General features: G+C 58.5%; 8 protein-coding genes and 1 pseudogene. 3 read left to right on the top strand and 6 right to left on the bottom strand.

Translation table 11 applies throughout. The features are described from left to right. From VGC62_RS12395 to VGC62_RS12385, 3 genes and pseudogenes are all read right to left on the bottom strand, one after another. A pseudogene (locus VGC62_RS12395) lies at positions 1–769 on the bottom strand (IS630 family transposase); the annotation flags it as partial. Positions 770–832: 63 nt separating this feature from the next. Then, entirely contained in the window at positions 833–2,143 is a 1,311-nt protein-coding gene (locus tag VGC62_RS12390; protein WP_331187371.1) for an MFS transporter, read from the bottom strand. A 264-nt stretch (positions 2,144–2,407) separates the two neighbouring features. Beyond that, a complete protein-coding gene (locus tag VGC62_RS12385) occupies positions 2,408–5,455 on the bottom strand; it encodes a TonB-dependent receptor (RefSeq protein WP_331187370.1) in 3,048 nt (1,015 codons plus the stop codon). Positions 5,456–5,739: 284 nt separating this feature from the next. On the opposite strand from VGC62_RS12385, the gene VGC62_RS12380 reads away from it, so the two are divergent. Next, positions 5,740–6,309: a helix-turn-helix transcriptional regulator gene (locus tag VGC62_RS12380; RefSeq protein WP_331187369.1), complete on the top strand. Its 570-nt coding sequence runs from the start codon at positions 5,740–5,742 to the stop codon at positions 6,307–6,309. A gap of 74 nt (positions 6,310–6,383) precedes the next feature. Here VGC62_RS12380 and glyS read toward each other — a convergent pair whose 3' ends face one another. After that, positions 6,384–8,531: a glycine--tRNA ligase subunit beta gene (gene glyS, locus VGC62_RS12375; RefSeq protein ID WP_331187368.1), complete on the bottom strand. Its 2,148-nt coding sequence runs from the start codon at positions 8,529–8,531 to the stop codon at positions 6,384–6,386. Beyond that, positions 8,524–9,435 carry a glycine--tRNA ligase subunit alpha gene (gene glyQ / locus VGC62_RS12370; RefSeq protein ID WP_331187367.1) on the bottom strand — a complete coding sequence of 304 codons (912 nt, stop codon included), beginning with the start codon at positions 9,433–9,435 and terminating at the stop codon, positions 8,524–8,526. The genes glyS and glyQ overlap by 8 nt, the downstream gene beginning before the upstream one ends. Before the next feature lie 96 nt (positions 9,436–9,531). Here glyQ and VGC62_RS12365 point away from each other — a divergent pair, with 96 nt between their 5' ends. After that, a complete protein-coding gene (locus VGC62_RS12365; RefSeq protein WP_331187366.1) occupies positions 9,532–11,355 on the top strand; it encodes a GspE/PulE family protein in 1,824 nt (607 codons plus the stop codon). A 26-nt stretch (positions 11,356–11,381) separates the two neighbouring features. Next, positions 11,382–12,107, top strand: coding sequence for a glutamine amidotransferase (locus tag VGC62_RS12360; protein WP_331187365.1), 726 nt, complete (start codon positions 11,382–11,384; stop codon positions 12,105–12,107). A gap of 45 nt (positions 12,108–12,152) precedes the next feature. On the opposite strand, the gene VGC62_RS12355 is transcribed toward VGC62_RS12360, so the two are convergent. Beyond that, complete coding sequence (locus VGC62_RS12355) at positions 12,153–12,836, bottom strand: rhomboid family intramembrane serine protease (RefSeq protein ID WP_331187364.1); 684 nt, start codon at positions 12,834–12,836, stop codon at positions 12,153–12,155. Positions 12,837–13,029 lie beyond the last annotated feature (193 nt).

The raw sequence follows: 13,029 nt of genomic DNA, 5'->3' as shown, positions 1-13,029 counted from the left end.
TGCCATCTGGATGGCACCCTGAGTGCTGTCGAGGAAAGCGCGCACGATCCGGCTCCTGTGCTGGGCCGCTCCGTCCCAAACGATCATCAGCTTGCGTTTGAGGTTGGCGTGCAGGGCTTTGAGGAACTCCACGATCTGCGTACTTTTGATCGCACCGTCGTAGAGCCGGAACAGGAAGTTGGAGCGCGTCAGGCCGGCAATGGCCGAGACGTGTTTCCAGTTGAAGTGGAACTGGATGATCGGCACACGCGCGTAGGCCGCTCGCTCAGGCCCGACTCGTCGATGAAGACGATCAGCCGCCGCTCGGCCGAACACTTTTTTTAAGCGCCGGCCAGATCTTGCGCTTCCAGGCCTGCACTGCGGGCTCGTTGCGCTCGATGGCGCGCCGTTCGGGCTTTTGCGAGCTGAAGCCCATGGCTCCGAGCAGCCGCCAGACGTGCACTTCGCTGAAGCGCACCCCATGCATCCGTTCAATGAGAACGCGAACTCGCTTGAGCGTCCACAACTCGGTGCCAAAGTCGTGGGCCATAGCGCCCCGGAGCAACACGGCTCGCAGCGCCGCGAACTGCGGGCCATCAAGCTGCGCCGGCCGGCCCGTGGCCATTGCCCGCAAAGCGTCGATACCGCCTTCCTCAAGCCGGGTCTTCCAAGTATAGGCGGTCTGCCGCGCCACACCCACCGCTTGAGCCGCCTCTGCGGGCGTCTTGCCCGCCAGCATCAATCGCCCCGCTCGTAACCGCTTGCGCGTGGCCTCGTCCATCTTCGCCATCCAGCCAACCTCCGATCATAGATCCGATCGGATTATCCATCATCGTGCATTCCATGTCATGACTTATGTAATTATCAATAGAATCCACGTGACAAAACGCATCACAAATTCAGGCACTAGCGTGAAGATGTAGACGGCGACGACGGCGTTGAGCAAAGCGGTCGCCAGGAATATCTGCGGCACACCAAACCCAAGCGCACCCAACCCCAGGCCGAATCCTGCGGCGGCGCATATCCATATGGCATTGATGATGTTGTTGCCCGCAATGACGCGCGACAGACGATCGGGCGGCGTACGACTCTGGATGAATGCGAACAACGGGACCACGTAGAAACCGGCGAACATGCCGATGAACGTCAGATCCAGCGAAATTCGCCAGCCACCGGCTGATCGCAAGAATGCCAGCCAGTCGAGACTGTGCGCCAATGTCGCGCCAGGCCGCGCAAAAAACAGATCGATGCCGAATGCCGTCAGTCCAAACGCACCGAGCGGCACCAGCCCCACTTCCACGCGACGACCCGACATCCGTTCGCATAGCAACGAGCCAATGCCCGTTCCAATGGAGAACAGTGTCAACACCAAGATATTGACCGATCCATCGCCGCCAAGATTGACGCGCGTATAGGGCGGCAATTGGGCGATGAGAACGGTGCCAAAAAACCAGAACCATGAAATACCCAGCACCGCATTGAACACCGCACGATCCTGCCGAGTAATTCCTAGTACCCGGGCCGTTTCGCTCAACGGGTTCCAGTTGAATCCCAAATTGGGAGCGGTCGCCGGCGCGAGTGGAATGGCCCGACTGGTAAGGTAACCAGCAACGGCAACGGCGATGGTCACGCCACCTGCCAGCAATGTACCGAGACCTGCTATTTCCATCAGAGCGCTACCGACGATCATGCCGGTCAGCATCGCCAGCTGCGTCCCGGTCTCAATCAACCCGTTGCCTCCAACCAGCTCACCCATATGCAGTGACTGCGGCAAGATCGCGTACTTGATCGGGCCGAAAGTAGCCGAATGCATGCCCATCAAAAAAAGCACCACCAGCAACAGCGAAATGTGGTGCGTATAGAAACCCACCGCCGCAAGCGCCATCGCGCCAATCTCGAAGAGTTTTACGTAGCGGATGATCCGGCTCTTCTCGTACTTCTCCGCAAGCTGCCCGGCAGTCGCGGAGAACAGAAAGAACGGGATGATGAAAAGCGCAGGTGCAAGGTTCGTGTAGAGCGACACCGTGTGGTCATCCAGACTCATCTGGAACGCCACCATCATCACCAACGCATTGCGAAACGCATTGTCGTTGAAGGCGCCCAAGGCCTGGGTCCAGAAAAATGGCGCGAAGCGTCGCTTGCCTAGTAACAGGAACTGGCTCATGCAATACCTTCAGCGGGTTATGCGATCTCTTGATGAGACCACGAACAAGTCGGTCGGCACAATCATGCCGAGGTATATAAGAGCCTTCAGACAATTATTATCATCGTCACGTTCCGAAAAACCTCGTTTGGTCTCTGCTGCAACTCTGACTTCCTCGGCATCGTGATATCAAAAAAAACGCCACCCGGGATCGGGTGGCGTCTTGTCTAGCACAGGTCAGAGTATAGCTCCTTCCTGTTACATCGAGCGGTACAGATTCAACTCTTAATAGTCGTACGTCACAGAGAAGCGAGCAAAACGCGGGTTCTCATAGTAAATGGGGGAATTGTATGTATTGGAGACACCGTTCGGAGTGTCTTCATAGGTGAAATCGTTCAGAATTGGCTTTTGCTCATTGAATACATTAAAGACATCCAACTTGAACCCAAGCTTGTGGTTCGCGAAATCGGGACGGTAAGCAATACCCAGATCGACTTGGCGAGTATATGGCAGGCGCCCATTACTACCTGTCGGGGAAATCACCCCATTGCAGTAATGGTACGAAGAACCATAACCCAACGGATCGCTCTCAGGATTGCCATAGAAACCCTCGCAGCTCTTGGGCGTACCTGTTGCAATGCGCAACGATCCTGAAACCATCCACTCCGGCGTGAACGCATAGCTGCCGTAAGCCTTAAGCTGATGGGTGCGGTCGTTGGACTGAATACCATAGGCACCTTCCATCAGCTGGGCGGAGTCCCAATCCTGCGTCTTGGAAACGTCCGCTTGACCAATGTCCGATTTCACCTGACCTTCGGTATTGCCGTAGCTCCTGCTGAAGGTGTAATCGACGCGGGCTTGCCATTTGCCATCGAACGGATGTTCGAGGAACAAGTCGAGAGCGTAATATTTACGCTTTGCGCCCTGAGCAAAACCCCAGTCGGCCTGGGACATATTCACATTGTAGTAACCGCCGTTGACGTTACCGACTTTATAGGTATTGGTCTTGCCTGGATTGAACAGCTTGCATGAAGGCACGAGATCACCACTGGCACTCGTTTGCACCGTGTCGAGATCGATACCCATGCTTTCCATCTTGTCGAACAATTTGCCTTCGTCGCAGACATCATCGATGGCGGATTCCAACCTGCGCACAGTAACCTTCGCTCCGGTCACCCAACTTGGTCCCAGCATTTTACTGAAACCGAGAATCGCCTCATCCTGATATTCTGACTTGAGATTGGTTGGCGACACCTGCTTTGGATCTGGCGTGTCACCAGTCTCACCATCCGGAGATACCGGGCCGGGCCCCAGTTCGGCCAACCCCGTGGGGTTGCCGTCGGCATCAATGCCCGTATAAGTCTGATAATCATAGGTCAGGGTAGACGCGGAGCCGCCGCGGATCGCGACCGCGCTCGGCATCGCGAGATAATAGCGACCGAGATTGCCGTAAACCTTGAACGTCGAATCACCGAGCACGTCAAAGCTGAAACCGATTCGCGGGGCCCACTGATTTTTCTGTTTGACGAATGTCTGACCAAGATTGTTCAAATTTTCGAATTGATCGTTCCGAATGCCCAGGCTCAACAGCCAACGATCTGAAACTTGCCAACGATCTTCCAGGTACTGCGCCTTCTGCTTCAACGACATGCTCGTGGTGGTCGAGAAGACATATTGCCTCACGTAGTAACCGTTGCCGCCCGCCGGACCAACGCCCAGACCGGAGTTGAGTGGCGCCGCCGGGTTCGCTGCATGGCCATAAAGCCACGCATAACCTGGCCCCCCCATGGACTGACCTTCGTCATATGCGGCATAGTTCATGTTGTCGATGCCGACAGATAGCTCATGGTCACCGATCTTGTACTGCAAGTCCGCACGGATACCATGGGTCTTGCTGCTGGCGCCAGGCGCCGTCACGGCATAGGTGGGCACGCCGTTGGTAATGGGCGTACCGCCGGTGATCGCGGGATCCTGATTGGTCACACCAGACAAGTACGGCAGGGTGTCGCTCAACCCCGGAGTGTGCTGATAGTCAACAGTCTTGTTCTTACCGTAGGTTACCGAAAACGTCAGATCATCCGTGATGTAGCTTGTGTACTTGCCAATGAGGAAATCATGCGAGTACTTGTGCCAGGTGGGGCTGCCTACTTCCCCGCCCTGCTTGCCCGTAGCGTAATCATAGTCGTACAACGCGCCGCTATAGCTTTCCTTGCTGGAAATATCCGTCAACTCCAGCAGGTTGCTGTCATTGATGTTCCAGTCCAGTTTCGCATAGACCTTCGGCTCGGAATATTTGTAGTTGTTGTTCGAAACAACACTTGCCGCACTTGTAGAGGTCGAGGTGCCTTCACTCTTGTCTGCTTCGGCTGCCACGAATAAAAACAACTTGTTCTCGATCAGTGGACCACCAACATATGCGCTATAGGTGGTTTCCCACGACTTATTGTTTTTCCCTGTGCGATAAATGGTGCCTGGAAGAGATTCATCCGTGTACTCGTGGCCCGGTGCCAAGGGAGCATCCGGATAGTATGTATTGGTTCTGTCGGAAGCTGTCGCGCGAGGTGCCCATGCGATCTGGCCACCGAAATGCCATTCATTGGTACCTCGTTTTCCGACTTGGCTGATCACACCGCCATCGGAACGACCGTACATGGCGCTGTAGCCACCCGTATAATTTTCCTGCTGATCGATTGCCCCGTAAGGCAATCCCGTACCACCAATGTTCTTCAACGGGTCAGATGTATTGAATCCGTTGATGTAATAGGCGTTTTCGCTGACCGATGAACCGCCAAACGACACTACGTTACCGAAGTCCCTGCTTCCCGCAACGACGCCAGGTGCCAACAGAGCAATTGCTTCGGCACTTTGCCGCAGTGGCAATACTGCCAGCTGCCGGGCCGTAATAACGGTTCGCGAATCGACTGAAGACACGTCAATGGTTGGCAGGGCGTTGGCCGACACCGTGACGGAACTCAACCCGGTCACATTAGCGGTGGCGTCTTCGAAAGAAACGGTGGTACCGGCACCAACCGTCAGAACAATGTTCTTCCGAGAATCGACAACTGCACCATCCTTCTTCAAGGAAACATCATAAGTGCCCACAGGCAAGGTGTTGATGCGATAACGTCCCGAGCTGTCAACCGGAACTTCGCGAGTCAAGCCCGTCGAAGAGGTCACCAGCACTGTCTCACCCGCAGCTACTGGAGCCTGGCCAAAAATGTTGCCGGTGGTCGATTGCGCGATGACCCCCGTGCCCACCAGACATAGCCCTAGCCCAATGGCGAGGGAGGTACGACGAAGCCGATTCGTTGCTAAATTTTTACGCGAATTCATACGTGGTGACTCCCCATGGTTCGGCCCGAGCTTTCCGGGCGCATGAAACTTTTCTGTGTTCGTTACATCTAAGGTCCGCTGCCGAAGCTCGTCGGACCTATACCGTGCCGATCCACAATGATTTAAAGTAGGTTCCTGCGCGCACTGGAATGCGTAGGTTATTGCGACGTTAATTCAAGAAATCGCGAAGGTCAACACTTTCGTAACCTTTCCTCGTGCAGCACCCGCTTGATTTGCTTTCGGAAAGCCAAGCTAGCGCCATTCTCCCCTACTGGCCGCCACTTATGGATACGCAAAAAATCACGAATACCTCCTCCACAGGAACCTTCGCGGAACGCATTAAATTGTTGATTCAGCGCGTTGGAAGCGCTACGGAAATCGCTAGGATGTGCGGTTTTTCCGAAGGCGTGGTGCGCAGTTGGCGTGACGGCAACACCGATCCGTCCCGAGCACGTTGCGTCACGCTGGCCCGTACGCTGGGCATTTCGCTGGTCTGGCTGGTCGCGGGCGAGGGAAGCCTGCAGATCGATCCGGGCACCCTCAACATGGAGGAGCAGTACAGCTCGGAGAAAGTTTCGTCACCGCGTTCGCTCAGTGGAACGCGGCTTTCGAATCACGTGGCTCAGCCCGATGGCGGCGGCGTCGATACCCAGCGACTGAACACGGCCATGCGCATCCTTCAGTCGGAATTGAGTCTTTCTGACAGTCAGCTGTCCTTATCGGAGAACACCGATCTGTTGACCCAGCTCTATGACATCCTCGGTCCCGGCGGCTCGCACGTGGATCCGCTTGCGATGGTGACGTTCAACCATCGACTGGCGGAGCGTCTGCGGCAAACCAACAGCGTCGCCTGATTCCACACGCAATAAAAAAGCAGCCTCCCGGGGCCGCTCTTTTATTGCGTCCTTTGTCCTTCAGGTTCGGGAATTCAGAGCAAGGAGATGTCGGCGATCGCGCCGAACTGGGCTTTCAGCTGACCAAGCAAGGCAAGCCGATTGGCCCGTACCGTGGGGTCGTCGGCATTCACCAGCACACTGTCGAAGAAGGCATCGACCGGCCCCTGCAACTGCGATAACCGGGCAAGCACTGTAGCGTAGTCTCCCGCAGCCAAAGCCTCGGCCGTATCCTGTTGAGCGGATGACAGGGCTTGGGCCAGCTCATGTTCGGCTTTCGTCTCGAATCGAGCCGGGTCCACCACACGGTAGACTGCAGAAGCATCCATCTCGTCAGCCTGCTTGCGCAGGATATTGGCCACCCGCTTGTTGGCGGCCGCAAGACTGGCGGCTTCCGGTCGTCGACCAAATTCGGCGACCGCCCGCAGGCGGCGGTCGAAGTCGGCCAGGCTCTGGGGTTGCACCGCCATGACAGCTTCGAACTGTGCATTGTCGAAGCCTTGTTCGGCGTAGTATCCACGCAGGCGATCGAACACGAAATCGCAAAGCTCATCGAGCAGCATGGCCCTTCGTTGACCCAGGCTCATTGCCGGCATCTTGCCGTCCTTGCCTAGTTTCAGACCTGCCTCAAGCGCAGTATCCGGCAACAATTCCAGTGCCTCGGTGAAGCTGCCGCGCAGATCGACGTCGAGACCGCCCTCGATCAGGGTTCTCGCAAGACCCAGCGCCGCGCGACGCAGGGCGAACGGATCCTTGTTGCCGCTCGGCTTCATGCCCACGGCAAAAATCCCGGAGAGCGTGTCGAGTCGCTCGGCCACGGCAAGCACCTGGCCAAGTTTGCCGGGGGCGATGACGTCGCCAGCGAAGCGCGGTTGATAGTAGGTGTCCAGCGCATCGGCGACCTGGGTGGTTTCGCCGTGACGGGCCGCGTAATATCGGCCCATCGTGCCCTGCAGCTCGGGAAACTCCCCAACCATGCGCGTCAACAGATCACATTTGCTTAGAGCAGCGGCGCGGGTTGCCTGTGCCGCATCGGCGCCAACCCGGTTGGCGATGATCCGCGACAGTTCGGCGACGCGCACGCTCTTGTCCCACAAACTGCCAAGCGCCTGTTGATAGGTAACGCTCTTGAGTTGCTCCTGGTAGCTCTCCAGCGGTGTCTTGAGATCCTCGTCCCAGAAAAATTTGGCGTCGGCGAACCGTGGCCGTATCACCCGCTCGTAACCCTTGCGGATTTCGCCAGGATCCTTGCTGTCGATGTTCGCGATGCCAATGAAATGTTCAGTGAGACGACCTGCCGTGTCGAACACCGGCACGAACTTCTGATTCGCCACCATCGTGGTGACCAAGGCTTCCGGGGGAACCTCCAGAAACGCCCGCTCGAACGTGCAGGCGATGGCGATCGGCCATTCGGTGAGGTTGGCCAGTTCGTCCAGCAGCGTGTCATCCAGACGCGGCAAGCCGCCCGTCTGCAGGCTCGCATGTTGAACCTGCACACGGATTTTCTTGCGCCGCTCGGCGGGGTCGGCCAGCACTTTCGACGCACGCATGGCGTCCAGCCAGCCATCCGCGTCCGCCACGTGCACCGGCTGCGGATGCATGAACCGGTGACCGCGGGATATGCGGCCACTTTTCAGCCCAAGCACTTCGCCGTCGACGATATCGGCGCCGTGAAGCATTACCAGCCAATGCGCCGGTCGCACGAAACTGTAGTCATGGTCCGCCCAGCGCATGGGACGCGGAACCGGCAAACCTTTGAGCGCCTCGTCGACGATTTCGGGCAGCAGCATGGCCAGCTTCTGACCCGGCTTGATCGCGCGCCAGACGAACCAACCGCCCTTGTCGGTCTCGAGCTTCTCCAGTTGCGCGACCGTCGTCCCGCAGGACTGCGCGAAACCGAGCAGCGCCTTGGAGGGTTGTCCGTCGGCATCGAAAGCGGCGCTCAATGCCGGGCCACGGCGTTCGATCACCTGCTCCGGCTGAGTCACTGCGACATCCGGAACATGCACGGCCAGGCGACGCGGCGATGCATAGGCCCTTGCCAGATCCAGCCCCGCGGCAACACCGCGCTTGGCCAAGCCGTCGCAGATGCCGCGCAGGAACGCCGCGGAAAGTTCGTCCAGCGACTTCGGCGGAAGCTCCTCGGTACCCAGTTCGATCAGCAGGGGCTTGTACTCAGCCATGAGCCGGCTCCTTCGCTTTCTTCAGGCCGGGAAAGCCAAGTTTCTCGCGTTGCGCCACATACGTTTCGGCGACGCTACGCGACAGCGTGCGCACGCGCAGGATGTAGCGCTGGCGCTCGGTGACGCTGATCGCACGACGCGCATCGAGCAGGTTGAACGTGTGGCTGGCTTTCATCACCTGCTCATAGGCAGGCAGCGGCAAATTGGCGGCCACCAGCTTGTTGGCTTCTCCCTCGCAAACATCGAACCAGTGCAGCAGTTCGGCCACGTTGGCGTATTCGAAGTTGTAGGTACTCTGCTCGACTTCGTTCTGATGGAACACATCGCCATAGGTGATCGTGCCACGCGGACCGTCGGTCCAGACCAGATCGTAGACGTTGTCCACGTTCTGCAGGTACATCGCCAGCCGTTCGAGGCCATAGGTAATTTCACCGGTCACCGGACGGCACTCCAGTCCGCCGGCCTGCTGGAAATACGTGAACTGTGTCACCTCCATGCCGTTCAGCCAGACCTCCCAACCCAGGCCCCAGGCACCGAGCGTGGGCGATTCCCAGTTGTCTTCGACGAAGCGCAGGTCGTGCACCAGCGGATCGAGACCGAGCTCTTTCAATGAACCGATGTACAGGTCGAGAATGTCCTCCGGATTCGGCTTCATCACCACTTGGTATTGGTAGTAATGCTGCAGCCGGTTCGGGTTTTCGCCATAGCGTCCGTCGGTCGGGCGACGCGAGGGCTGCACATAGGCCGCCGCCCAAGGCTCGGGCCCGAGTGCGCGCAGGAATGTGGCTGGGTGAAACGTGCCCGCGCCCACTTCGGTATCGAGCGGCTGCAGGAGCACGCAACCTTGCGCAGCCCAATAGCGGTTGAGCGTCTGGATGACGTCCTGGAATGTACGCGCGGACATGGTTTTCCGTGACCGTGGATAAAGCGCGTTAGTATAGCTGCAGCTTGCTTTCCCACTGGACTTCGGTCGGCAAAAGCACCTCGGGGAATCTCTGGAATGGCTGCATCACCGCAAATCGCATCCCTGCTCGGTCGGCGTGGCCGACTTGAACTGGACGACTTGCTGGCTGCGCTGGTGGTCGATGGTTTTCTGCTCGCCGATGATGCCAAGCAGGTGCGCATGGGCGCGCGTGCAGGTCGCAGCACGGTCGAACTGCATCCACTGGTGCTGATTGCCAATTCCAAATTGCCGAACCAGCGCGAGCCGGGGCGGCCGTTGCGCCTCGAGGCGCTGACGGAATGGCTTGCCGGCCACGCCGGCCTTCCGTATCTCAAGATCGACCCGATGAAGATCAATGCCTCCACCGTGACCCAGGTGGTGAGCCATGCCTATGCGCAGCGGCACAAGATATTGCCGGTCGCGGTGGCGGCGGGCGAAGTCACTTTCGCGACCTGCGAGCCGTTCGACATGGCGTGGGCGGCCGACCTGGCGCAGATGATCCGTCGTGACGTGAAGCGCGTGGTTTCCAGCCCGATCGACATCAACCGCTACCTGCAGGAATTCTATGGCGTCCAGCGTTCGATCCAGCTGGCACAGGATGCGAAGGCTTTCGGCAGCGACGCGTCATCGGCGATCCTCAATTTCGAACAGTTGGTGGAACTGGGCAAGGGCGGCGAAGTCGGTGCCGATGACCGGCACGTGGTGCACATCGTCGACTGGCTGCTGCAATACGCGTTCGAACAGCGCGCTTCGGATATCCATCTGGAGCCACGCCGGGAAACCGGATCGATCCGTTTCCGCATCGACGGTCGCATGCACAAGGTATTTGAACTGCCTTCACCGGTGATGACCGCGGTGACTGCGCGCATCAAGATCCTTGCGCGCATGGACGTGGCCGAAAAGCGACGCCCCCAGGACGGCCGCATCAAGACGCGCTCGGCACTGGGCCGCGAGGTCGAGCTGCGCATCTCCAACATGCCCACGGCGTTTGGCGAAAAGGTGGTGATGCGCATCTTCGACCCGGATCTGGTGGTCAAGGATTTCGCCCAGCTCGGCTTCTCGCCCGGCGAAGACGCCAACTGGCGCAGCATGGTGGAACGTCCGCACGGCATCGTGCTGGTCACCGGCCCCACCGGCTCGGGCAAGACCACCACGCTGTATTCCACCTTGAAGCATCTGGCCACGCCCGAGCTCAATGTGTGCACTGTGGAGGATCCGATCGAAATGGTCTCCCCCGAGTTCAACCAGATGCAGGTCCACGCGGCGATCGACCTGGATTTCGCAGCCGGCGTTCGCACGCTGCTGCGCCAGGATCCGGACATCATCATGGTCGGCGAAATCCGCGATCTTGAAACGGCGCAGATGGCGGTGCAAGCGTCGCTCACCGGTCATCTGGTGCTTTCCACACTGCATACAAACGACGCACCCAGCGCGGTTACCCGATTACTCGATCTCGGCGTGCCCCACTACCTTATCCAGTCGACCTTGACCGGCGTCGTCGCACAGCGACTGGTCAGGACACTGTGCCCACATTGCAAGCAGGAAACCACGCAGGAACCACAGGAGTGGACCGTGTTGACGCATGGATGGTCGATTCCCGTGCCCGAGAAAGTATTCAAGCCACTGGGCTGTCTCGAGTGCCGCAACACCGGCTTCATGGGCCGCACCGGCATCTACGAAATGATGAAGGTCTCGCCGCGATTGCGCTCGCTGATATCCGCGCAGTTGGACTTGGGCAACTTCGGTCAGGCGGCCTTGACCGAGGGCATGCGGCCCTTGCGCATTTCCGCAGCCGACCAGGTCGCTGCAGGCCTGACGACCGTGCAGGAGATCCTCACAGTCCTGCCGCCGATCGAAACCTTCGACGATACGCAGCCGTAGCGGCTCGCTTCGCATAAGATTGGGGCATGAAACCCGTACTGATCATCCGTACCGGCCGTGCTCCGGCACCCATCCGTGCCCGCCATGGTGATTTTCCTCACTGGTTCCGGCTTGGAGCACGGCTGCCGCTGCAACGACTCCGCGTGATCGATGTCGAGGCCGGCGAACCGTTGCCGCCGCCGCGGGAAGTGGCTGGCGCCATGATCACCGGTTCGGCGGCGATGGTTACCGAACGGTTGCCATGGAGCGAACGCACTGCTGGCTGGATTCGCGATGCGATGGATGTCGAGCTTCCCTTGTTCGGCGTTTGCTATGGCCATCAACTGATCGCGCATGCTTTAGGCGGGCGAATCGATTATCTGCCCGGCGGGCGCGAGATCGGTACGCACCCGATCGAGATACTCCAGCATCAGGCGCACGATTCACTGCTGTCGGCACTGCCGACCGTTTTCCGAGCACACACCACTCACGAGCAAAGTGTGCTGGAACCGCCAGCCGGCTCGCTCATTTTGGCTCGTTCTGCACGCGATCCTCACCACCTGCTGCGATATGGGCCAAAAGCCATCAGTACCCAGTTCCATCCGGAATTCAACGCCGACGTCATGCGGGCCTATATCAAGCGCAAACACGGCGAGATGCAACGCGAGGGGGCAGACCCTGGACATGCGTTCAAGACAGTGGCTGCAACGCCAATCGCACGGCGCCTGTTGCGGACATTTGCCCGCCATTGCGGATGGATAGCTACGCCTTGATCCGGATCAAGGCCACTCTGACTCGGAAAACGAGGACGCTACAACTCAACCGCGCAAGCGACGGGCGATGTTCTCACGCGAGAACAAGGCAAACGCCACGCCAAATAGAAATCCGCCGATATGCGCCCACCACACGTATGCGCCGTAGCTCGGCCCGGCATAGCTGAAAAGCAGCTGCAGCAAGATCCAGATGCCGATCAGCAGGAATGCCGGCACCCGCACAAATTCCATGTACAGCCCAAGGGGCAGCACCAATCCGAGCTTGGCTCGGGGGAACAATGCGACATAGGCACCCACGACGGCTGAAACTGCGCCGCTACACCCAATGATCGGCAAACGCACACCGGCCAGCGACAACGCGCCAATCAGGTTAGCCACAATTCCGCCCAATACGAACAACAGCAAGAAGCGAAGCGAGCCCAGTGCGCGCTCCCCGGGCAAGCCGAAGATTGCCAGGAACAACAAATTGCTGAGCAGATGAAGCCACGTCACATGGATGAACAGTGCCGTGAAAAGCCGCAGCAGGGCAGGGTCGGTCAACTGGGGAAGCAACGCCTCGTGCGAATTGAAGATATTCGCCGGTACCGTCCCCCATTCCTGCAATAGCAAAAGTCGCTCCGGTGCTGGCGTCAGCACCAAACCGATGAAACACAGCACACAAAGCGTTACCACCAGCAACGTTGCCCAATGCCAGCGCGGCCTGCGGCGTGTCTCAACGTGGACAAACAAGATATACGTCCTCGGGCACGTGAAGAATCAAGCAGAAGCGATCATAGAGCTTGGAATGCCGAGAGGACGCGATGGTTTCTCAAGGAAGGCAAGAGGTGTGATCTTGAGCGCAAAAAAAACCCCCACCGGAAGGTGAGGGTTTGGGATGTAAGGCCCCTGGCGGTGACCTACTCTTGCATGGCAAAGCCACACT

Origin of the sequence: Pseudomonas sp., from assembly GCF_036404235.1 — a bacterium.
GTDB lineage: Bacteria > Pseudomonadota > Gammaproteobacteria > Pseudomonadales > Pseudomonadaceae > Aquipseudomonas.
The sequence above is the reverse complement of the archived record's forward strand: the minus strand, read 5'-3'. Positions and strand labels throughout refer to the sequence as shown.

What these genes read in the sequence shown, in the direction of transcription:
- VGC62_RS12390 (WP_331187371.1), bottom strand. Translation starts at nt 2,143, where the DNA reads ATGAGCCAGTTCCTGTTACTAGGCAAGCGACGCTTCGCGCCATTTTTC.
- VGC62_RS12385 (WP_331187370.1), bottom strand. Translation starts at nt 5,455, where the DNA reads ATGAATTCGCGTAAAAATTTAGCAACGAATCGGCTTCGTCGTACCTCC.
- VGC62_RS12380 (WP_331187369.1), top strand. Translation starts at nt 5,740, where the DNA reads ATGGATACGCAAAAAATCACGAATACCTCCTCCACAGGAACCTTCGCG.
- glyS (WP_331187368.1), bottom strand. Translation starts at nt 8,531, where the DNA reads ATGGCTGAGTACAAGCCCCTGCTGATCGAACTGGGTACCGAGGAGCTT.
- glyQ (WP_331187367.1), bottom strand. Translation starts at nt 9,435, where the DNA reads ATGTCCGCGCGTACATTCCAGGACGTCATCCAGACGCTCAACCGCTAT.
- VGC62_RS12365 (WP_331187366.1), top strand. Translation starts at nt 9,532, where the DNA reads ATGGCTGCATCACCGCAAATCGCATCCCTGCTCGGTCGGCGTGGCCGA.
- VGC62_RS12360 (WP_331187365.1), top strand. Translation starts at nt 11,382, where the DNA reads ATGAAACCCGTACTGATCATCCGTACCGGCCGTGCTCCGGCACCCATC.